Here is a 19,893-nt window from a genome sequence, read left to right on the forward strand (position 1 = left end):
ATGACAAATTCACTATTTTAACTGGAGGCAGAGAATCGGATCCGAAAATCCTTGAGCGATAAGGTCCTAGTCTTCCCTCCGCGCCGATCTTTGAGGATCGAAACGTCTCCGTGGGCTGCGCGGAAGCGGTCCTCTTCCCGTTCCGCCTGGGCGAACCGTTCGGGGTGGACCTGCAGTACACGCCGCCAGTGCTTGTGGCCTGCGCGTACGCATAACCCGCCACAGTTGTTGTGGGCGAAGCCCTGGTCGTACATCACCGGAGTCGTTAAACCGAGAGCGCGTGCCTGTTCAAGCAGCACCTCAGGGATGAGCTTGGGGCGCCCGAGAAGTGGGAACCGCGTTTCCCACGGCTTCCACCCAGCGGCAATGGCAGGAGCACGTTGTTTTTCAGACTCTCCTATGCCGACGTAGACGATGGTGTCCTCTGGATCAGCATTCTCTTTCAGCCATCGTCGGCACGGGAGCTGTTTGAGTATGTAGGAGCAGGGGGCGATCCTGCTGTTGCCGAGGAATTTCTGATCCCAGAACACTTGGAAGGGCGTGCGGCCGTCGGCCACTCGGGTAAGTGGGACACCGGCCAGGGCAGTGCTGTCGATGAGAAACCGGTAGAGGTCAGGGTCTTCGACGAGTGTGTCGGCGAACAGCAGGACCACGTGCTGCGGCCCGTACTGGTCGATGACCTCCCGGGCGACGGCCCAGGAGCTGATGCCCCCGGAGTACTGGACGACGTGCAAGGTCACGACTGCTCAGCCTGGAGCGCGTGCATCTGCTCTGCGGCGTCCTGGTGGGTGGGGGCGCACAGGGCCCGGATGTAGGGCAGCATGTCAGGCCCCTTGCCCAGGAGTTCGACGATGCGCTGGGCGGTGGCGTCCACGTCGTCCAGAGCCAACTGGCGGGGCGTGGCACCGAGGGTCTCTTCCCGGCCGATCATGGGACCGTTGAGTAGTTCCAGCGGTGCGTCGATACCCAGGGACTGAAGCCAGACCTCGCCCAGTGCGGTACGCACGGGCACTGTGTCCAGCGGCAGGCCGGAGAGCTTGCGCGCCTGGTTCCACAGGGCGGTGGCGATCCCTTTGCGCCGCCAGCAGGGCTGTACGCCGACCAGCGTGAGCACTCCCTCGTCGGTCCACAGCAGTACTCCGTAGGAGCCTTCTCCGGCATCAGGGTTGTCGGAGTGGATGAGTTGCCCGTGCGTGGGTGTGGACGGGTCGCAGGGATGGGCCGAGAGCGCGTGGACGAGTTCGCCCAGGGAGTTCTGGACGTGAGTGTGGACGAAGTAGAGATCGAGCGACATGGGTGTCCTTTCGTAGAGGGGGCAACGCCCCAGGGTTGACAACTTTAGATTAGCTACTAATCTGAAGTTGTCAATCAGGGGGATCGCCAACCTGCAGGAGGACTCATGGACAGCGCACATCCCACCTACGACGACGGCTATGTCGACGTAGACACACGCCTCGCCGCATTCCTGACCGCACATCCCGAAGGTGCGCTCCGGCCACTGGACCCGAGCCGCCCCTACCGGGTCGAGCGCATCGAAGGCACCGACGAGCGCGGCAAGGTCGTCACCACGACCTTCCTGGTCTACACCGCCGCCGCCTACCGCTCCCCCGACGACCGACTTCCCGGAGTGGGGGTTGCGTGGACGCCCTTTCCCGGCCGCACCGAGTACACCCTGGACGCGGAGCTGCAGAACGCTGAGACGGCCGCCTGGGGACGGGCCATCCGGGCGGTCATGCCCACCGAACGCCCTGCCCCGGCCCGCCGCTCCCCTGTTCCGCCCAGGCCTTTGACGCCACGCCAGATCCAGGGGCTGCGCACGCGCGCTACCAAGAGCGCTACCCCGGAACTTCTCGCGGTCCTTTCCGCTGAGATCGACGAGTTCCTGGCACACGGACGCTTGACCCAGGACGTGGCCGATGAGCTGCGAGAACTCACACAAGCACGCAAGGAGCACCTCGCCGCCCCCGCAGGCACGAGCGAAGGCAAGAGAACCCAGCTGAGCGTGGTCGGGACTCCGTCCGAAAAGCCGTACCCCACCGCGTCTGCGAGCCCCAGCACCAAGGACCAGCGGACTCGGGCTGAACGGATCGCCGCCAAGCACGGCACGGCGCCCAGCAGCACGAAGAAGAGCAAGCAGCAGGAGGACCAGTGAGTGAAGCCCTGTCTCCGGAGCAGATGAGTACGGCGGTGTTGGACGTGGCCACGGCGCGCAGTGTGCTGGATGAGGCCACCGCACGCTCTGAGGCCGCGCGCAGGCACGCACGCACGTGCCTGCTCCCCTACGTCCGGGCCGGGGTCAAGAGCCTGACAGCGACCCTTCCGGATGGGACGACGCTGGGGACGTTGTCCTTCGTTCGTCCAGCACCGCGGATCCGATGGGATAAGGCCGCCATCACAGAGTTCGTGGATCAGACCGCTCCCACCGAGATCGATGAGGACATCGACCCTGGGGTCCTCGCCAACCCGGACGTGGTGCAGTGGCTGATCGAACACCACCCCGAAGCGGTGATCCGGACAGTGCGCCCGAAGTACCTGACCGTGCTGGAACAGGACCTGGACGAGAAGGGACGCCTGAGGAACCCTGACACGGGCGAGCTCGTACCCGTGGCCACCGTGACCATTCCGAAGTCCACGGGTCAGTTCCAGTGGACTCCTGACCAGACCCAGCAACCCCGACTGCTCGCTGCGGTGCGTGCCGGAGAGCTCGGCGATGACGCCGACCTGTTGAAGCTGCTCCCTGAACCACATGTCGACGAAGCAGGCACCGACGGTGTATCGGCAGACGAGCCCGAGGAAGACCCCATGGTCGAGCCCTGGCACCTGGCCCAGCTCCACACCCGGATGCGTGAGGCGGGCCTGTCGGACCGTGATGAGGCGTTGGCCTACATCTCCCAGGTACTGGGCATCACTGTGAACTCTCGTAAGAACCTTCGTCTGTCCCAGTGGGAGCACATCTTGGGGGCTCTGGAGCAAGTCCACGCCTCTGCAATCTAATAGCCGTAACAGACACGAGGCAGGGGACGGCGTGGACGCCGTCCCCTGCCTCGTGTTCCTGCACATACGCCCACACCAACCCGAGACATCCACCCCAGCGTGACGACTTCGTCACATAAATGTGATTCTGGAGAAGCGGCGCCCTGGAGGGAGGAACATAGGCCCACATCGCCGCATATAAGGGCTTTCTGGAACCCAACCGGGACTAAAGTCATTTATTTTCCATTGCTTGCGCTTTACCGTCTGTTTCCTACACTCGTGCGACATCCCCCGAGCCCTGTGCGGGCAGCCTTCAGCTGCCCTGACGCTGCTGTCAGTACGGAGGTGTCGTGCGCGTCCCCCTGTCCCCCAAAAGCTGTATCCGACCCTGGAGCGTTGCGGCCTTGTCCGTAGCAGCGCTCTGTCTGACCGCCTGCTCGACGGCATCGGATACCGAAGACGCTCCAGTCGAGTCCGAGCCCACGATCGATGACGAACAGGCGACGACCGTACTGGAGACCTACCGGTCCGCTCGCGAGGTCTACATCGACCTGTTGCAGGGCGAATTGGACATGGGCACCGCAGGCGAACGTCTGGAGCAGTACGCCACTGGTCAGGCCTATGACTCGATGTTGGAGGACGGCACCACCTTCGGTGAGGCCGACATCACCTTCCAGGGTGAGCCCGGTATGGATCCGGAAGTCACTGGTCTGGACATGGATTCCGATCCGCCCAGCGCGGTGCTGACGGACTGTTGGGACGACAGCACCTGGCAGCCCGTGCAGAACGGGCAGGCGTTGGAGGCCGCTCCCGATCAGGATCCGCGTCGTGTGCTCAACGTCCGGGCGCAGCAGCAGGACGGTGTCTGGGTCCTGGTGGAGCTGAATCCGGAGGAGGGACGCACATGCTGAAGCGTTCCCCCTTCATCGCGGCGCTGGTGGTCGTGGGGCTCACCGTGTTACTGCCTGTTCCTGTCTCAGCGGACGGAACTGTCGTGTGCTCAAACGAAGGGCACTGCTGGGTTATCGCCGAGGATGGCGGCTCCCCAAGCACTCCGAGTGCACCTGAGGGCGGTGCGACTGCCGACCAGGGGCAGGCTGACGCTGAGCCCCAGTGCGACACCGAGAGTGAGACAGTGACCTGCTCGACCACGGGTGCGACGAACACGGTCTCTCCGGCCCAGGTCGCGGCCCAGGCCATCGAGCTCCTACCGCTGCCACTGCCTGAGATCGGTCTGGCACCGTCCCCTGACAGCACCGCGCTCGTCGGGCTGCCCGTATGGCTGTGGGTGGAAGGCCAGACCTGGAGCGAGGTCAGCCGTACCGCCACCGCGGGCTCGGTCAGCGTGACCGCCACCGCCACACCCGATCGGGTGGAGTGGGACATGGGCGACGGCTCGACCGTCACCTGCTACAACGCGGGCCGCCCCTACACCACCGGGGGCTCCTCCTCGTGCACCCACACCTATGAGCGCGTCAGCGGGTCAGGCCCCTACCCCATCACGGCCACCGTCTACTGGGACATCTCCTGGTCAGGCGGGGGCGCCTCGGGCGGGCAGACGCTGACCCGAGCCTCGGAGTCGACGCTGGCGGTCGGTGAGTCACAGGCCATCGTCCAGTAGGCCCTTCCCCTGTTCACATCCCCCGTTGTCCCCTCTCCCCAGACCTTGTGAGGTTTCGCGATGACGGCTGCTCCGCCGCGCCCACAACGCGCCCCAGCCGACCCTGATACGCCTGGTGCGCACATCGCTTCGGCGCCGACGATCTCTCCGCCCACACGTCGCCGACCGTGGCTGATGGTGCTGGGCGTGCTGCTCATCACCACCTGTGGCCTGGCCGGGACCGCGCTGGTGCAGTCGGTGGGTGAGCGCACGTCGGTGCTGGTCGTGGCGCGCGATGTGCCCGTGGGCCAGGCCTTGGTCGCAGAAGATCTGACCTCGGCCCAGGTGTCGGCGGAAGCTCCGGTGGCGACCATCTCCGCTGACCAGGTCGAGGAGGTGATCGGTCAGACGGTGACCGAGCCGCTAGCACCTGGGGACTTGGTGACGGAGTCAGCGCTGGATGCCGCTCCCCTGCCCGAGGCCGGGCACCAGCTGGTGGCGATCGCGCTGCGCCCCTCCCAGCTTCCCGCGCAGGGCCTGCGTGCGGGGGACGTGGTGCAGGTGGTGAGCACCCCCGGCGAGGGCGGTGAGGTTCCTACCGAGTTGCCCGCGTCGGTGCGGGCCACGGTGCTGCGGGTGGGTGAGGTGGACATGGACGGCATCACGGTGGTGGACGTGCAGACCCCGGCCACCGACGGTGCGGTGCTGGCCGCGCGGGTGGCCACGGGCCGTATCGCGCTGGTCGTGGAGTCCCCGGGTGGTGGTCGCTGATGTTGGTGTGCGTCACCTCCGTCAAAGGCTCCCCCGGCGCCTCCACCCTCGCGTTGGCGATGACGCTGGCCTGGCAGAAAACGGTGCTGCTGGCCGAGCTGGACCCGTCCGGCGGAGACCTGCGCCCAAGGCTCATGCCGTCGCTGACCGGCAGCCACCAGGTACTCAATCTCGCCTCGCTGGACGTCCTAACGTCCCATGATGTGGCCTCTCAGCTGGTCTCGCTCGACCCGCCCCAGCACACCAAGGTGATCCTGCCCGGCCTGACGGACCCGACCACGGCCGCCGCGCTGGGCCAGACCTGGGCTGAACTCGCCGAGGTGTTCACGGGTTTCCATCTACGGGAAGGCCAGCCTCCCTTGGATGTGATCGCGGACTGCGGACGCCTGGGTGTGGACGGGCCCGACGCGGTGCTTTCTCGTGCTGATGTGGTGCTCGTGGTGCTGCGCGCCCAACTGGACTCCGTGGCCTTGGCCGCGCCGGTCATCCGTCGGTGGAAAGCCACCTCTGACGTGCCGATCTTGCCGGTGGTGGTGCAGCGCGGCCCCTACAGCCCTCGGGACGTCGACCAGAGTCTGGGGGCCCGCGCTATGCGGATTTCCTTCGATGCCAAGGGCGCTCGGGCGTTGGAGTCGGGACGGTGGGGGCGCAAGCTCGACTACTCGGCACTGATGCGCAGCACGGGTGGGCTGGTCAGCCACGTGGTCACCAAGGATCCCCGCCGTGACGTGCACACCTTCTTGTCCGCGGGGAGTGGCCGTGGGTGAGTACGAGGTGCTGCCCGCTTCCGGCCCGGAACTGGACTGGGCGGTGGTGCGCCAGTTGCGTGATGTGGTGGTGGATCGGCTCAGCTCCAGCCGTGTGTCCCAGGCGCACCAGCAGGAGCGCGGCCGGGAGATCATCGGCCGCACCGTCGCTTCCTGGGTGAAGGAGCAGATCACCGCCGGGCAGCGCCCGGCCAGCTCCTACACCACATGGCTTCGGGAGGCTCTCTTCGATTCGGTCTTCCGGCTGGGACGGTTGCAGCCCCTGCTGCGCCCGGATACCGAGAACATCGAGATTCACGGCTGTGACACCACCTGGTTGCGTCTGCAGTCCGGGCAGCTGGTGCGCGGTCCGGCGGTGGCTGACTCCGACGAGGAGCTCGTCGCCGAGTTGCAGTTCCTGGCCTCCCGGGCCGGGCGGAGCCTGTCGGCCTCCCACCCGCGGCTGCACATGGAGCTGCCTGACGGTTCCCGTCTGGCCGCGGTGATCGCCACCACCAAGCGCCCGCAGGTGGTGATCCGTCGCCATCTGCTGCAGACCGCCACGGTGCAGGACCTGGTCGTGAAGAAGGCCCTCACCCCAGCGCTGGCCCAGTTCCTGGGCGCCGCGGTCAGGGCCAAGCGCAACATCATCGTGTGCGGAGGACAGAACTCCGGTAAGACCACCCTCATCCGCTCCCTGGCCGGGCTGATCCCGGCGCATGAGCGGTGGGCCACGGCCGAGCAGGAGTACGAGCTGCACCTGGACAAGGTCGACCAGCACCAGCACCCGCACCTGGTGGCCTTCCAAGCCCGCGAGGGCGGCTCGGAGATCGGTGCGGATGGGCGTGCGGCCGGTGAGGTGAGTCTGCAGGAGATCGTGCGTGACAGCCTGCGGATGAACCTCTCAAGGATTGTGGTGGGTGAGGTGCGCGGGTCCGAGGTCATCCCGATGTTGGACGCGATGTCCACCGGCGACGGCGGGAGCATGTGCACCCTGCACGCCCGCTCGGCCCCCGACGCCATCGAGCGGCTGGTGGTGTTGTGCGGCCGGTACGGGGTCACCCCGGAGGTGGCCTACCGGTGGATCGCCGGCGCGGTGGATGTGATCGTGCACCTGCAGATGTGGGACGAGACCGCCCTGGGCGGTGGCCGGACCCGGTTCGTTGACCAGGTCAGCGAGGTCGTCGGTATGGGTGAAGGGGGCCGCCCTGCCCTGAACACCCTCTTCCACGCTGCCGGAAACACTGCTGAGGCGGTGCCCACCGGGATCGCTCCCCAGTGTGCGCCCGAGCTGCGGCGCGTCGGCTTCGACATGGGCTGGCTTCAGCGTGGCCGCAGCCCGGTCCCGCAGATGGGAGGTGTGTGGTGACGTCTGTGGGTGTTCTCGCCGCCGTGTGTGGCGCCGGACTGGCCGCGGGCGCGTTGCTCGTGGTCGTGGGCCTGCGCCGCACCCCCACGAGCCCGTCCCGCACGCGACGTGTGAGTGTGCCCTGGACCAGGCGTCAGCTCGTGCTCGCCGCGACCGGTGTGGTGTTGGGGGCGGCCGGGTGGGCGGTGACCGGGTGGGTGCTGGCCATCGTGATCGCCCCCCTGGCCGTGGTGGGCCTGCCCTACCTGCTCGGTGGCGGCAAGCAGGCCCAGCGCTCCATCGCCCGTTTGGAGGGGGTGGAGGAGTGGGTGCGGTTGTTGGCCACCCGGCTGTCCGCTGGGATCTGGGTGGAGCAGGCCTTGGTCTCCAGCGCTTTGTCGGCTCCCGAGGCGATCACGCCTGAGGTTGAACGGTTGGCCGCGCGGATCCGGTCCGGGCGTACCACCGAGGACGCGCTGCGTTCCTTCGCCACCGAGCTGGCCTCCCCGGTCGGGGATCTGGTGTGCGCCGAGCTGGTCCAGGCCAGCCGTAGCCGCAGCCACGGAGTGGCGCACGCCCTGACGCAGCTGGCCGACCTGGTCTCGACCGAGGTGGCGATGCACCGCCAGATCGAAGCCGAACGCTCCAAGCCCCGCACGACCGCCCGGCTGGTCATCATGCTCACCCTCGGCGCCGGTGTGCTGCTGGCGGTGTTCGGAGACTTCATGGACCCCTACGCGGCTGCCACCGGCCAGCTCGCTCTGGCCGCGGTCGTGGCCTGTTTCGTGCTGTCCATGGTGTGGATGCGCCGCCTGACCACACCGGCACCCGCACCACGGTTCCTGGTCGAAGAAGGGCAGGGATGATGGAGCTGCTTCCTCTCGCCCTCGGTGCCCTGCTCGGGCTGGGAGCCACGCTGGTGGTGACCGGGCTGGTGCCGGCTCACCCGGACCTGCGCGCCGTGATCGCCGGATCCGCCTCCACCGCACACCGCCCCGGCACCGGTGCGGGGTGGCGGCCCCGCCTGCGAGTGCACCTGGAGCGCCTGGCCGCCTCTTCCCTGGTGCGCGCACCCCACCAGCGCCTGGCGCTGGCGCGCATCAGCCCAGCGCGCTATGTGGCCTACAAGATCGGCGGCCTGGTCGCCGGAGCCGCAGCGCCCATGGTGATGAGCGCCGCCCTCTGGCTGGTGGGAACCCCCGTGCCCCTCGTCGTACCCGCCGGGTTCGCCCTGGCGTGCGCGATCGTGGGTTTCCTGATCCCGGATGCCCTCATCCGCCAGCGCGCGGACCGCGCCAAGGCCCAGGTCCGTGAGGCCGTCACCGCCTACCTGACCTTGACAGCCTTGTCCCTGCGCTCGGGGTTGGGGTTGGACGCGGCGCTGATGGAGGCCGCGCGTGTGGCCGACACCTGGATCTGGCGCACCATCCACCAAGCGTTGGACCACGCGGTGCTGGCCCGCCAACCCGCCTGGGAAGGGCTGCGGACCTTGAGCCGGGAGTTGGACGTGCCCGAACTGGTCGACATCGCCGACATCGCCACCACCGGGTCGGAAGGCACTGCGGTCGCCGACGCGCTCATGGCCCGCGCCCGGTCCCTGCGCCACCAGATCCTCGCCGAGCAGCGCACCCAGGCCAACGAAACCAACGAACGGCTCGTGGTGCCCATCGCGCTGATGGGCCTGACGTTCCTGGCGATGCTGTTCTACCCCGTCCTCAGCCGTCTCCTCGACACCACCATCTGAACTGGGAGTACCCATGATTCCTGTGCTCTTTGCCGCCCTGCGCCAGCGCATGTGCGACCTGCACCGCGCTGTGACGACGAAGGACACCGACGACTCCGGGCTGGGCACCCTGGAGACCGCGATCATCGCGCTCGGCGTGATGGGACTGGCCATCGCCCTGGTCGCGGCCATCACCTCCGCCGTCAATTCGCGCATCGAGGGCATTCAGTAGTGGCCCCGCCTCGTCCCCGCACCAGAGAAAGGCGCCAGGACCGGGGCTCGGTCACGTTGGAGACGGCCATCCTCTTCCCCGCGGTGCTGCTCCTGGTGATGGTGGCCATCCAAACCGGGCTGTGGTACTACGGCCGCTCCGTGGCCCTGGCCGCCGCCCAAGAAGGCGTCTCCGCGGGACGAGCGGAGGGGGCCACGGTGTTCCAGGCGGCCGATGCCGCCCAAGACTTCGCCGCCGCCCAGGGGCGGGGCATGCTCGGCCAGGCCACCGTGTCCACGACCGGGTCCAGTGCCACCCGCATCCAGGTGAGCGTCTCGGGCCAGATCGTCTCCCTCATCCCGGGCGTGCCCATCGCGGTGTCCCAAGAGGCCTCCGGGCCGGTGGAGCGCTGGACCAGACCATGACCCCACGCCGCACACGCGACCAGGGAAGTTCCACGCTGGAGCTGGCGGTGCTCTCCGTCGGGCTGCTGCTGGTGGTCTCCGCGGTCATCGCCATCGGCCGTATCCAGATCGCCTCGCACGGGGTGGAGGAAGCCGCCCGGGCCGCAGCCCGCGAGGCCAGCATCGCCCGCACCGCCACCCAGGCCCGCTCCAGCGCCGTCACCGCGGGGACCGCGACCCTGGCCGACCAGGGGCTGACCTGCCAGGGCATGAGCGTGGAAGTCGACCTGTCCGACTTCGGTAAAGCCGCCGGCACCCGCGGCACCGTCACCGCGCACGTGTCCTGCAACGTGCTGCTCTCCGACCTACTGGTGCCCGTTCTGCCCGGGCGCATGGAGATCGACGCCCAGATCGACAGCCCCATCGACACCTACCGGGAGACCAGCCAATGAAACCCCGCATGCGCGAGGACCAAGGGCAGTTGACGCTGTTCTTCGCCATCGGCGTGGTGGGACTGCTGCTCGTGGCCGGTTTGGTGCTCGACGGCGGCGCGCAGATCCGCGCGGCCCAACGCGCCCAGGCCGTGGCCGAGGAAGCCGCCCGCGCCGGCGCCCAGGCCGTGGACGTGGACGCGCTCATGCGCGGCCAAGCCACCCGTCTGGATCCCCACCAGGCCCGCACCGCCGCCCAGGCCTACCTGACCACGTCTGGTGCCACCGGCACAGTGACCGCGGGGATGGAAACCGTCAGCGTCGAGGTGACCCTGACCGAGCCCACCTTGTTCCTGTCCCTGATCGGCATCAGCGACCTGTCCGCGTCCGGATCGGCCACCGCCCGCCTGGCTGGCGAGGAGGGCACACCATGAAGCACACCCATCATCCTGTTCGCTCCACCCTGACCGGCCTGGCCGCGCTCGCCGGCATCCTGCTGGTCGTTGTTGGAGCTCCCGTCCTGCTGCTGGCCGTGGGGCACCTGCCCAACCCCGGCAGCTGGTCGGTGCAGGCGCTCGTCGACGCCCTCACCCGCCCCGACGACGGCACGTTGTTCCTGACCGCGCTGACCACCCTCGCCTGGGCCAGCTGGGTCCTCTTCACCGCCCTCATCGCCCTGGAAGTCATCGCCCAGGCACAGCGCCGACCGGTACTGCGCCTTCCCGGTCTGGGGTGGGCCCAGGGCCTGGCCGCCGGACTGGTCTCCACCGTCGTGGTGGGCCTGTCCAGCCAAACCGCGATGGCCGCCACCCCCGTCGTGCCAGTGGAGATGACACAGACACCGGTCAACACCACCTCTTCCTCTCCTGGCGTCGAGGAGAGTGCCACCGAGGCCGAGCAGGAAGCTGCCGACAGCAGTTACGTGGTCCGCGACGGTGACACCTACTGGCGCATCGCCGAAACCCAACTCGGGGCCGGGGAGCGCTACACCGAGATCGTCGACCTGAACAGGGATCGGGTCATGGGTGACGGCGTAATCCTCACCGGGGATGAGTTCCCCCACCCCGGCTGGGAGCTGGTCCTGCCCACAGGGGCAACAGACTCTCAGAACCCTCCCGCTCAAGGAGAAGAAGCGGCTGAGGAGGCCGTGCACACGGTCCAGGACGGCGAGACCCTCTCCCAGATCGCCCTGGACCATCTGGGCGAGGCTGACGCCTACCCGCAGGTGTTCGAGGTCAACGAAGGGCAGCCCCAGGACGGGGGCGGTGCGCTGACCGATCCCGACCTCATCCACCCGGGCTGGGACCTGACCATCCCCACCAGCGACACCCCTGACGAGGGCGCGCCCCAGGAGCCTAGGGAACCGACTGCAGAAGGCGGGACGGAAGAAGGCGCAGACGGCGAGGAGTCCGCGGACGCCACCGACGACACCACCCCTTCCGGCGAGCAGAGCAGCGCCCCGGACGGCGCAGGAGAGGAACAAGCCCAGGACGATCCACAGCCTGTGGACAAAGAATCCGAGCCCGCACCCCCTCCCCCGGCACCGCCGGTCGCAGCACCGGAAAACCCGCAGGCCGAGGCTGAAGACGAAGAGGTCTTCCTCGACGCGACACTGGCCGCGGACGACTCCGACCTCGCCCAGACCGCAGCCCCCTGGGCGGGCTACAGCGCGCTGGCCGCCGCCGGGCTGAGCGCCATCCTGCTCATGCGCAGGCGCGTCCAACAACGCGAACGCCGCCCCGGGCACCGGATTGCCCAAAGCGAAGATCCGCAAGTCGAGCAGGCCGAAGCCGACCTGCACACCTCTTCGGACCCGGCTTCGGTCGAGCTGCTGGACCGGGCACTGCGCAGCCTGTCGGCCAAGTGCGCCTCCACCCAGACCCCGCTGCCCCACATCCAGGGCGCCCGCTTGGGACAGGACTGCGAGCTGCTGGTCAGCGAAAACCAGGGGATCCCGGTGACGCCGTTTCGCCAGCTCGGCGAACGCGCCTGGCGTGTGGACACGACCTCACCGGCGCTGCTGAGCGAGGAGGCCGCCCGCCAGGTCCCCGCCCCCTATCCCGGCCTAGCCACACTCGGACACGACCGTGAGGGGGCACAGGTCCTGGTGGACCTGCCCCAGGTCGGCGCCATCGGCCTCTCCGGCCAAGACACCGCAGTCACCGAAGTACTCACCTCTCTGGCCGTGGAACTGAGCACCTCACCGGCAGCCGACCACGTCAACGTCACCTGCATCGGCGACGTCGCCCCCGGTCTGGCCCAACTGGTCAAGACCGGCCGGGTGAGAGCCTTCGCTGATGTGGATGCCTGCCTCAAGGAGTTGGAGCTGCAGACCCTGGAGTATGCCTCCGCTGGCCCCAGTGAGGACATCGCGCCCGAGGTGGTGCTGTCCGCCCGGCCCTTGAGCGCCCAGCACCTGGACCGGTTGAGCCGCATCTTGGGTTCGGCCGCCGCCCCGCCCATCGCCCTGGTCGCCCGAGAAACCGAGGACCACCAACTCCCCGGTGGATGGCACCTGCAAGCAGAAGGCGAGCAGACCTTGCCGGGGCTCGACGGCCTCGCCATCGCCCTGCAACGTGTTTCCCAGGACTCCTACGCCCAGATCCGCACCCTGCTGAAGACGGCAGAGGTCGCGGTGAGCGTTCCCGCGCCCGGGTGGGAGCAGGTGCCCCAGGAACCCCAGCGCGTCTCCACCCACAGCACCGCCTCACCTGCGACGCCGTCGGCGTCCATGTCGGTGCTGATGGACCTGTCCGAACCCGCATCCGTACAGCCCCAGCCTCTGGGCGCCCTACGGCCCAAGCCCTTGACCGACTACGACGTGCAACTGCGGGTGCTGGGCAAGGTGGAGATCCTGGGCCCGGACACCTCCACCCTGGAACCCGGACGTCGGCGCTCACTGACCGAACTCGCCTGCTATCTGAAACTGCGCCCCAGGCGCACCCCGGACCAGATTTCCCGCAGCATGGGCGGCCCCCGCGGCCCCTGGACCGCCTCCACACGCAGCGCCCACCTGTCCAAGCTGCGCGTATGGCTGGGCCGCGACGCCACCGGAGCCCCGCACCTGCCCACCCAGACGAACGGCACCTACGTGCTCGCCCCCAGCGTGGGCTGTGACTGGGAGGTGTTCCAGGAACTGGCCAAGCTCGGCCTGGCCGAGGACACCCAACGAGCCACCACCCTTCTCGAAGAAGCGCTGGAAATGGTCCGCGATGAGCCCTTCAGCGGGGTGGGTCTGGACCGCTACGGATGGGCCGAACCCCTCAAGCCGGAGATGCACGCGGCGATGGTCGATGTCGCCCACACCATCGCCACCCGCCACCTGCGCGACGGCTTCCTGGAAGCCGCACGCACCGCGCTGACCAAGGTTCTCGAACTGGATCCCGCGTGTGAGCTGCTCTATCGCGACCTGTTCCGCGTCGAACACAAAGCACACAACCCTGAGGCGATCACTCGGGCTGTACAGCGTCTACACATCGCCCTGGACCAGCTGGACCTGGAGATGTCGGAGGAGACAGAGAAACTCCTGGAAGACCTCAGAAAGCACGGGCACGCCAGCTAATAACGGCAAGCATTCCTCCTACCAAAGCCCCTCAAGCAAGAACATGACAGGGGAACACACAACGATTTGATTTGACCTTGCACTGTCCTTGTGTGCTACTTTCTTCCACGTATCCACAAAGACACGGGGGAACACTATGGCACAGAAAGTTCAGGTATTCCTGGTCGACGACCTCGATGGCGGCGAGGCAGAGGAGACCGTAGAGTTCGGGCTGGACGGGTCCGTCTACGAGATCGACCTCAGCGGCACCAACGCGACCAAACTTCGGGAGGCCATCACGCCCTTCGTCCAGGCAGGGCGCAAGGCACCCGCCAAGCAGGCCAAGGGCGGCAAGCGGGGAACGCGCACCACCACATCGCGCGAGCGCAGCGGCGAGATTCGGGCATGGGCCAAGGCCAACGGCAAGCCGGTCAACGAGCGCGGACGGATCCCGCAGTCCATCGTGGAAGAGTATGAAGCGGCCCGGAGCTCCTAGTTCCGCTCAGTAGCGAGGGAAGGCCGACCAGGTGTCTTCCCTCGCTACCGGAAGTGCAGGTACCACTACCAGCAACGTAGCGGCCCACCGCTACTAACACACCCCCACGGAGACCATCATGCCTCAGAGTGTTTTCGACAACGAAGTCCCCACTCAAGAGCCTGTGATGCGCGCGATGGCCCCACGCTTCAAGGCCTTCACCAGCGAAGACTTCGGCCACCACAGCGAGGAGTCCGGGGAGGAGCCTTTGGTCAGCGCCGAAGACGCCGAGCTCGCAGCAGGTTCCCTCGTCTATGCCAGCGAAATCTTCATCGACGAGTTGTTCATGGACGTCGCAGCGCTCACTACCAGCGACTCCACAGCCGCGGACGAAGACGTCGTGACGATGAGCCTGTACGCACTGCCTCAGGCCTACGCTCACTTCTACGACGCCCGGTTCGCCCGCCACTTCCTCGTCACCACAGTGGCCATGACCAGCCGTTTTGTCAGCGGCGGTTCGCGCATGCTGAGTTCCACAGCCGAAGAACTCGCTCTCAAGATACTCCTGGAGCAAGCGGAGTCCTCCCTGGAGCTGCACGAGCTCAACTCGCCAGGCGTCACACGCGCCCTCGAATTTTTCAAAGAAACCGTCTACGAAGACCTCGATCACGAAGAGCTCTACTATGTTCGAACTGCGCGACGGGACGAAGAAGCACGCTCTGAGGTGAAGGCCTGGTTCGATCCGTTCAGCCCCGATCGGCCCGTCCACCCCTTCGCCCTCTACGAGGATGCAAGCACCGCCTCTTAACACCATGGAGACCTCCCCCACTGGGGTCGCGGCACACAGCGTCGTGGCCCCAGCAGGCAGACATCGACTCACGCCCTCAAAAATCCGCAAAGCCAGCATCTGGGATCTTTTAACGCGTCTTATCTCACAGGTGATTCCAACACGCGCAGGCATTTACTGACAACCACCTAGGCTCGCGATGAATGGCGCTCTGAGCCGACATGGTGGCGGGAGGTGGAAGTCGTGGCTGAAGTACTGCGCACGTTCAAGTACACGCTCGACCCCACCTCGACCCAACTGCAGACTCTGAGTCGCTACTCAGGCAACGCCCGACTGGCGTTCAACTTCGCGCTCGCGATGAAGAAGGAAGCCCACCAGCAGTGGCGTGATCGGGTGGACGCACTCGTCGCCACCGGTGTGGGCGAAAAGGCGGCCCGTGACCGGCTCAAGGGCACTGTCAAGGTCCCTAAAAAGCCGCAGGTGTACAAGGCCTTCCAGATGCTACGCGGCGACGCTGCCAAGGGCATCGACGGCACCGCCCCCTGGCACGCCGAGATCCCCACGCACGTCTTCCAGTCCGCCTGGATCAACGCTGACCGTGCCTGGCAGAACTGGATCGACTCCTACCGCGGTACGCGAGCCGGGCGCCGGGTGGGCTACCCCAGGTTCAAGAAGAAGTTCCGCAGCCGCGACTCCTTCCGTCTCCATCAAAGTTCTGGACGCCCCGTCCTGCGTCTGGAGGGCTACAGGCGCCTGCAGCTGTCCGGCCAGCTCGGGACGGTACGCCTGCATGGTTCAGCCAAACGCTTGCACCGCCTGGTCTCCTCTAGCCAGGCCAAGGTGCAGTCGGTGACCATCTCCCGTAGCGGATCCCGCTGGTACGCCAGCGTGCTGTGCAAGGTCGAGTCCGACCTTCCCGGCCCCACCCGACGCCAGCGCGCTAACAACAGAGTTGGGCTCGACTGGGGTGTGCACCACCTGGCCGCCTTGTCCACACCGATCGAGGGCACCACTCTCGTGGACAACCCCAAACACCTGGCCAAGGCCACCACCCGGTTACGCAGGGCACAGCGTGCCCTGGCACGGACGCAGAAGGGATCGAAGCGACGGCGCAAGGCGGCTTCCAGAGTGGGCAAGCTCCACCACCAGGTGGCTGAGCAGCGCGCCACGTTCCTGCACGCCCTGACCAAGCGTCTGTGCACCACATTCGCCTTCGTGGCGGTCGAGGACTTGAACGTGGCGGGCATGACCCACTCGGCTCGCGGCACCAAGGACAAGCCGGGAACGAACGTACGAGCCAAGGCCGGGCTGAACCGGTCCGTCTTGGACACAGCTCCCGGAGAGCTACGCCGTCAGTTGGAATACAAGACTTCCTGGTACGGGTCCCAACTCGCGCTCTGCGATCGTTGGTTCCCCTCCAGTAAGACCTGCTCGGCATGTGGGTGGCAAAACCCAAGCCTCTCTCTGTCCGAGCGGGTGTTCGTCTGTGCCGAGTGCGGGTTGCGGGTCGACCGTGATCTGAACGCGGCGCGCAATATCGCCGCCCATGCGGAAGTGCCGTCTGGCACCGGTGCCCCTGGTAGAGGGGAGTCCGTGAACGCCCGTGGAGGTCGTGTCAGTCCCCAGCTCTCTTGGGAGCGTGGGCAGCGTCCATCGAAGCGGGAAGACGCTGGTCTCAAAGGGCTAGCGCCACCTCGGCGGAGTAATCCGCCGACATCCCTAACGCGTGTCTCAAGAACATAACGCCCTCGCTGCGGCGCAGGTCAGCGGCTGTGAAGCCCACGCACGCACGGGGTGACCGTACGCGCCCACGGCCACGGCTGCGGCCAGGACGTGAAGCCCACGCACGCACGGGGTGACCGCCCTACGACCTGACGATCATCACCGAGCTGCTGTGAAGCCCACGCGCGCACGGGGTGACCGGTGCGCGGCCCGCGACGGGAGAGTCCGGGCCGGTGAAGCCCACGCGCGCACAGGGTGACCGATCTGGCTACGGTGTCCGAGGGCGCCGCGGCTGCGAAGCTCACGCGCGCACGGGATGACCGTGGACATGCAGGACAGGGGGACGGGAAACCCCGTGAGGCCCACGCGCGCACGGGGTGACCGGCCGGACCCGTGTCCCCATTGCCCCGGTCGGTGAGGTGAAGGAGATTGCCGCAGCAGGAGCATCGCTGGGAAGCACCTGAGGAGCAGGGCCTAGAAAAACCGGGTGTTCATCTGCTGACCACGATCCATCGGGGAGAATACGAGCATCCAGGAAGACTAAAAAAATACCACAGCGGGGAAGGCGCACATGCACCTTCCCCACCCAAGCCGTGATGCTAAAAATTTGTCGTTATTTTCTCCTCAGCTCCTTACTATCTGGAGCTTCGGCCTCCTTTCATCCTCTCCAAGAAGCAACCGCAAACGCGATATATTCCACCGAAGCTCATTCGCGAGACCACGATGCGTGACTCCTTGCTCTTGAGCCAAGCCGAAGGCCATACGCAAAAGGCAAGGAACCTCACCCGGGTAATTACTGATCGGCTCCGGAGCCAGAAGGTTCAACTTTTCCATCTTGGCGACAGCCTGATATGCCCTTCGCGCGGTAGCACCAGAGAAGAGACCCAACTCCCTTGATCTGTAGATCAAAGACTTCAAGTCCACCCCCCACGTCCTGCTGAGCTCGGTCAGCTTGTTCAGGTCGAGCCTGGCAGGGAGCACCTTCTTCATCGACGCAGCGGGAGTCAAGAACTCCGCTGCGAAGGCATCTGCTTCACTCTCCTGAGTCTTGTCTCCTGAGGGCACGTCTCCGTGCAAGAGCAGGTGGCCCAGTTCGTGGGCAGCGGTGAACCGGTGTCGGTAGACGTTGTTGGCCCTGTCCGGTGTGAGCACGACCATAGGCCTGGGCAAACGGGGCACGGAGAACGCGTCGATCCTGGCCGTGTCATTACCAGCGAAAGGAATCAGCGTGACGATGATTCCACGGTTCTCCATCTCACGAACGACATGCGGAACCGGCCCCTCGGGGATCCCCCAGTATTCACGTAGGTAACGTGCAGCCTCCTGGGGGCTCTGCGGTATTTCTTCGTGGCATATTTCCCCACCACGGAAACCAGGCAGGTCCACATGAGGGTACTCGACTCTTTTTTCTAGAGCGTAGGCGAGCTCCCATGTTTGCTGCACGAAAGCAATGGCTTTCTGGCGTTGTGATACGCGCGTGGATCGAAGGCTCCGGAAATACGCTCCAGCGGAGTCCACAGCAACGTATGGTCTGCCCAAGGCGAAAAAATCCACAGGCACATCAAGGGCTTCCGCAGCTTTTTGTAGGTGGTCAGCACGCGGGGGTGTCGTGCTTGACTCCCATTGGCCGACTGCAGCGGCGCTGATGCCGATCTGCTGTGCCAGTGCCGTCTTGGTGATACCGGCCAGGTGACGGGCCTGCGTCATCCTGGCCGGATCGAAAACTTCCGCGATCTGCGCTGCTGAAGGCTCGTTGCCGCCTTCGTTGATCACCAGGCGGAGTTGTTCATGGCCTTTCATCGGTTCCGGTCTCTGTGGTCGTTTCGGGTTTTTCGCTGTCCACATGGGTCAGCGGTCGGCGAGGCGCGAGCGAAGGAGTCGTCATCGGCGCGTCGTCGAACCTACGAGCAGCGGTGCCACCGCCGCCCCCCGAGGGCGAGAGGGGTCGCACGGGCGAAGGACGTCCTCCGCCTTCCAGACCACTCTCTCCCCAGCCGATCCCGCTCGTGGGGGCCAGAGGCAAGGGTTCCTGGTGGTTCCACACCACTTCGCGTCCGTCCGCGGTCAAGGCCGCGTCGCCCCAGACCGCGTGCGTGATGCCTGAGCGCGGGTTGCTCGCATAAGCGATGAACACCACGCTCGCAGCCTCGGCCAGGTGGCGGATCTCCTCCTGGGTCTGTTCCCACTCGGCTTCGGACTGTTCCGACAACAGGTCCTCGTCCAACGTGAGCTGTCCGTACTCGGGGGCTGGGGCCAGCGAGAGCAGGGTGCGCCGAATTTCCGTGAGCTTCTTCATCATCGCCTGCTCTGGGCTGGCCTCCCTGACGTCGGAGTACCGCCAAGGGTAGAGCACGACGTTGCCGATCCTCACCAACTGGTACTGAGCCCCATGAGGCTTGAACACCTGGACCCCGTCCAGGTCCTTCAGCTCTCGGACCAGTTCCTCGTGCTGGATTAGCCAGAGCAGACCGTAGGCGTGGTTGCTGCCCAGCTCCATCTCGATGTGTCCGTTCAGGCTCCGCTGGTGGGCGTTCCCCAGAGCCTGGATGACCTTGCGCTGGACCTCAGGGGCGAGCTGGCCGAACTTCCCCACTGCCCAGGGGGACACTTCCTCAGCGCCGGACATGCAGGCTCCTCATCTCACTGTGCTTGAGAATCAAGCAGTGGACTACAGGTATCACTTTAGTTTTGCCCGAGTCTAGCTCAATCTTGGTGTGTCCTTCGCCTCTCCTGTGCCTCAGCACCTCACAGCGGTGCGGCTGCTAGACCGGGGTGACCTCCTGAGCCTTCGTTGTCCTCAGCCAGGCCGTCACCGATCTCCACCTCGGAATTGCGGTGATCAGCTGGACAGAGCAACCAGAGCTGCCAGTGCCGTGGCCCCGGCAGCGATGACGGTGAGGGTCGCGGCGGCGGTGGCCGCAGCGCGGCCGATCGCGCTCGGGTAACTGGCCCCGTCACGGCGGGCCAGGTAGGCGGCCCCCACCCCGGCCAGTACCGCCACAAGCCCGCTCAGGACGCAGGCCATCGCCAACAGCACCATCAGCTCAACCATGGGTCTCTTCTCCAGTCCGGTTCGGCGTTGTCGGCGTCGAATCTGGTCGAAGGGGTGGCCGACGATGACCAGCTGGACAAAGATGAATAACGACGTACAGACATGGCGG

The 19,893-nt window shown here is 66.4% G+C and carries 22 protein-coding genes; 17 read left to right on the plus strand and 5 right to left on the minus strand.

Features of this window, described 5'->3' with window-relative positions; genetic code table 11:
* Positions 1–17: 17 nt before the first annotated feature.
* Together G011_RS0113555 and G011_RS0113560 are read right to left on the minus strand one after the other, a co-directional pair.
* A complete protein-coding gene (locus G011_RS0113555) occupies positions 18–740 on the minus strand; it encodes a hypothetical protein (protein WP_019608939.1) in 723 nt (240 codons plus the stop codon).
* Complete coding sequence (locus tag G011_RS0113560; RefSeq protein WP_019608940.1) at positions 737–1,294, minus strand: hypothetical protein; 558 nt, start codon at positions 1,292–1,294, stop codon at positions 737–739. Before G011_RS0113560 ends, G011_RS0113555 begins: the two co-directional genes overlap by 4 nt.
* A gap of 105 nt (positions 1,295–1,399) precedes the next feature.
* On the opposite strand from G011_RS0113560, the gene G011_RS0113565 reads away from it, so the two are divergent.
* The 17 genes from G011_RS0113565 to G011_RS31135 all read left to right on the plus strand — a co-directional run bounded on the left by G011_RS0113565 (position 1,400) and on the right by G011_RS31135 (position 16,753).
* Positions 1,400–2,152 carry a hypothetical protein gene (locus tag G011_RS0113565; RefSeq protein ID WP_019608941.1) on the plus strand — a complete coding sequence of 251 codons (753 nt, stop codon included), beginning with the start codon at positions 1,400–1,402 and terminating at the stop codon, positions 2,150–2,152.
* Positions 2,149–2,994 carry a hypothetical protein gene (locus G011_RS0113570; RefSeq protein ID WP_019608942.1) on the plus strand — a complete coding sequence of 282 codons (846 nt, stop codon included), beginning with the start codon at positions 2,149–2,151 and terminating at the stop codon, positions 2,992–2,994. Before G011_RS0113565 ends, G011_RS0113570 begins: the two co-directional genes overlap by 4 nt.
* Positions 2,995–3,377: 383 nt before the next feature.
* On the plus strand, positions 3,378–3,884 hold the full coding sequence (locus G011_RS0113575) for a hypothetical protein (protein ID WP_019608943.1): 507 nt from the start codon (positions 3,378–3,380) through the stop codon (positions 3,882–3,884).
* A gap of 224 nt (positions 3,885–4,108) precedes the next feature.
* Positions 4,109–4,594, plus strand: a complete 486-nt coding sequence (locus tag G011_RS0113580) for a hypothetical protein (protein ID WP_231391453.1) — start codon at positions 4,109–4,111, stop codon at positions 4,592–4,594.
* Positions 4,595–4,768: 174 nt separating this feature from the next.
* A complete protein-coding gene (locus G011_RS0113585; protein ID WP_019608945.1) occupies positions 4,769–5,344 on the plus strand; it encodes an SAF domain-containing protein in 576 nt (191 codons plus the stop codon).
* Positions 5,344–6,111: a hypothetical protein gene (locus G011_RS29830; RefSeq protein ID WP_019608946.1), complete on the plus strand. Its 768-nt coding sequence runs from the start codon at positions 5,344–5,346 to the stop codon at positions 6,109–6,111. Before G011_RS0113585 ends, G011_RS29830 begins: the two co-directional genes overlap by 1 nt.
* A complete protein-coding gene (locus tag G011_RS0113595) occupies positions 6,104–7,459 on the plus strand; it encodes a CpaF family protein (RefSeq protein ID WP_019608947.1) in 1,356 nt (451 codons plus the stop codon). Before G011_RS29830 ends, G011_RS0113595 begins: the two co-directional genes overlap by 8 nt.
* Positions 7,456–8,304: a type II secretion system F family protein gene (locus tag G011_RS0113600; RefSeq protein WP_231391454.1), complete on the plus strand. Its 849-nt coding sequence runs from the start codon at positions 7,456–7,458 to the stop codon at positions 8,302–8,304. The genes G011_RS0113595 and G011_RS0113600 overlap by 4 nt, the downstream gene beginning before the upstream one ends.
* Positions 8,304–9,182, plus strand: a complete 879-nt coding sequence (locus G011_RS0113605) for a type II secretion system F family protein (RefSeq protein WP_231391455.1) — start codon at positions 8,304–8,306, stop codon at positions 9,180–9,182. The genes G011_RS0113600 and G011_RS0113605 overlap by 1 nt, the downstream gene beginning before the upstream one ends.
* A gap of 13 nt (positions 9,183–9,195) precedes the next feature.
* Positions 9,196–9,393 carry a hypothetical protein gene (locus tag G011_RS0113610; RefSeq protein WP_019608950.1) on the plus strand — a complete coding sequence of 66 codons (198 nt, stop codon included), beginning with the start codon at positions 9,196–9,198 and terminating at the stop codon, positions 9,391–9,393.
* 56 nt (positions 9,394–9,449) lie between these two features.
* Positions 9,450–9,797, plus strand: a complete 348-nt coding sequence (locus tag G011_RS0113615; protein WP_051104365.1) for a TadE family protein — start codon at positions 9,450–9,452, stop codon at positions 9,795–9,797.
* Complete coding sequence (locus G011_RS0113620; RefSeq protein ID WP_019608952.1) at positions 9,794–10,228, plus strand: TadE/TadG family type IV pilus assembly protein; 435 nt, start codon at positions 9,794–9,796, stop codon at positions 10,226–10,228. The genes G011_RS0113615 and G011_RS0113620 overlap by 4 nt, the downstream gene beginning before the upstream one ends.
* 8 nt (positions 10,229–10,236) lie before the next feature.
* A complete protein-coding gene (locus G011_RS0113625; protein WP_019608953.1) occupies positions 10,237–10,641 on the plus strand; it encodes a pilus assembly protein TadG-related protein in 405 nt (134 codons plus the stop codon).
* Positions 10,638–13,769, plus strand: a complete 3,132-nt coding sequence (locus G011_RS0113630) for a LysM peptidoglycan-binding domain-containing protein (RefSeq protein ID WP_019608954.1) — start codon at positions 10,638–10,640, stop codon at positions 13,767–13,769. The genes G011_RS0113625 and G011_RS0113630 overlap by 4 nt, the downstream gene beginning before the upstream one ends.
* A 136-nt stretch (positions 13,770–13,905) precedes the next feature.
* Positions 13,906–14,244, plus strand: a complete 339-nt coding sequence (locus tag G011_RS0113635) for an Lsr2 family protein (protein WP_019608955.1) — start codon at positions 13,906–13,908, stop codon at positions 14,242–14,244.
* Between the two features lie 118 nt (positions 14,245–14,362).
* Positions 14,363–15,031 (plus strand): hypothetical protein, encoded by a 669-nt coding sequence (locus G011_RS0113640; protein WP_231391456.1) that lies wholly within the window; start codon positions 14,363–14,365, stop codon positions 15,029–15,031.
* A 222-nt stretch (positions 15,032–15,253) separates the two neighbouring features.
* Positions 15,254–16,753 carry an RNA-guided endonuclease TnpB family protein gene (locus G011_RS31135; protein ID WP_196808514.1) on the plus strand — a complete coding sequence of 500 codons (1,500 nt, stop codon included), beginning with the start codon at positions 15,254–15,256 and terminating at the stop codon, positions 16,751–16,753.
* A 603-nt stretch (positions 16,754–17,356) separates the two neighbouring features.
* On the opposite strand, the gene G011_RS0113645 is transcribed toward G011_RS31135, so the two are convergent.
* From G011_RS0113645 to G011_RS32465, 3 genes are all read right to left on the minus strand, one after another.
* Positions 17,357–18,532 carry an ImmA/IrrE family metallo-endopeptidase gene (locus G011_RS0113645; RefSeq protein WP_026338281.1) on the minus strand — a complete coding sequence of 392 codons (1,176 nt, stop codon included), beginning with the start codon at positions 18,530–18,532 and terminating at the stop codon, positions 17,357–17,359.
* The gene (locus G011_RS0113650) at positions 18,519–19,358 is read right to left on the minus strand and encodes a hypothetical protein (RefSeq protein WP_019608958.1); all 840 of its coding nucleotides are present in this window, start codon (positions 19,356–19,358) and stop codon (positions 18,519–18,521) included. The genes G011_RS0113645 and G011_RS0113650 overlap by 14 nt, the downstream gene beginning before the upstream one ends.
* Before the next feature lie 213 nt (positions 19,359–19,571).
* Positions 19,572–19,784 (minus strand): hypothetical protein, encoded by a 213-nt coding sequence (locus tag G011_RS32465; RefSeq protein WP_019608959.1) that lies wholly within the window; start codon positions 19,782–19,784, stop codon positions 19,572–19,574.
* Between the last annotated feature and the right edge of the window lie 109 nt (positions 19,785–19,893).

This window comes from Nocardiopsis sp. CNS-639, assembly GCF_000381685.1.
Taxonomy (GTDB): Bacteria; Actinomycetota; Actinomycetes; order Streptosporangiales; family Streptosporangiaceae; genus Nocardiopsis; species Nocardiopsis dassonvillei.

Excerpts from the sequence above, each read along its gene's own strand:
- G011_RS0113560 (WP_019608940.1), bottom strand. The coding sequence starts at position 1,294 with ATGTCGCTCGATCTCTACTTCGTCCACACTCACGTCCAGAACTCCCTG.
- G011_RS0113565 (WP_019608941.1), top strand. The coding sequence starts at position 1,400 with ATGGACAGCGCACATCCCACCTACGACGACGGCTATGTCGACGTAGAC.
- G011_RS0113585 (WP_019608945.1), top strand. The coding sequence starts at position 4,769 with ATGGTGCTGGGCGTGCTGCTCATCACCACCTGTGGCCTGGCCGGGACC.
- G011_RS29830 (WP_019608946.1), top strand. The coding sequence starts at position 5,344 with ATGTTGGTGTGCGTCACCTCCGTCAAAGGCTCCCCCGGCGCCTCCACC.
- G011_RS0113605 (WP_231391455.1), top strand. The coding sequence starts at position 8,304 with ATGGAGCTGCTTCCTCTCGCCCTCGGTGCCCTGCTCGGGCTGGGAGCC.
- G011_RS0113610 (WP_019608950.1), top strand. The coding sequence starts at position 9,196 with ATGATTCCTGTGCTCTTTGCCGCCCTGCGCCAGCGCATGTGCGACCTG.
- G011_RS0113620 (WP_019608952.1), top strand. The coding sequence starts at position 9,794 with ATGACCCCACGCCGCACACGCGACCAGGGAAGTTCCACGCTGGAGCTG.
- G011_RS0113625 (WP_019608953.1), top strand. The coding sequence starts at position 10,237 with ATGCGCGAGGACCAAGGGCAGTTGACGCTGTTCTTCGCCATCGGCGTG.
- G011_RS0113630 (WP_019608954.1), top strand. The coding sequence starts at position 10,638 with ATGAAGCACACCCATCATCCTGTTCGCTCCACCCTGACCGGCCTGGCC.
- G011_RS0113635 (WP_019608955.1), top strand. The coding sequence starts at position 13,906 with ATGGCACAGAAAGTTCAGGTATTCCTGGTCGACGACCTCGATGGCGGC.
- G011_RS0113640 (WP_231391456.1), top strand. The coding sequence starts at position 14,363 with ATGCCTCAGAGTGTTTTCGACAACGAAGTCCCCACTCAAGAGCCTGTG.
- G011_RS0113645 (WP_026338281.1), bottom strand. The coding sequence starts at position 18,532 with ATGAAAGGCCATGAACAACTCCGCCTGGTGATCAACGAAGGCGGCAAC.
- G011_RS0113650 (WP_019608958.1), bottom strand. The coding sequence starts at position 19,358 with ATGTCCGGCGCTGAGGAAGTGTCCCCCTGGGCAGTGGGGAAGTTCGGC.
- G011_RS32465 (WP_019608959.1), bottom strand. The coding sequence starts at position 19,784 with ATGGTTGAGCTGATGGTGCTGTTGGCGATGGCCTGCGTCCTGAGCGGG.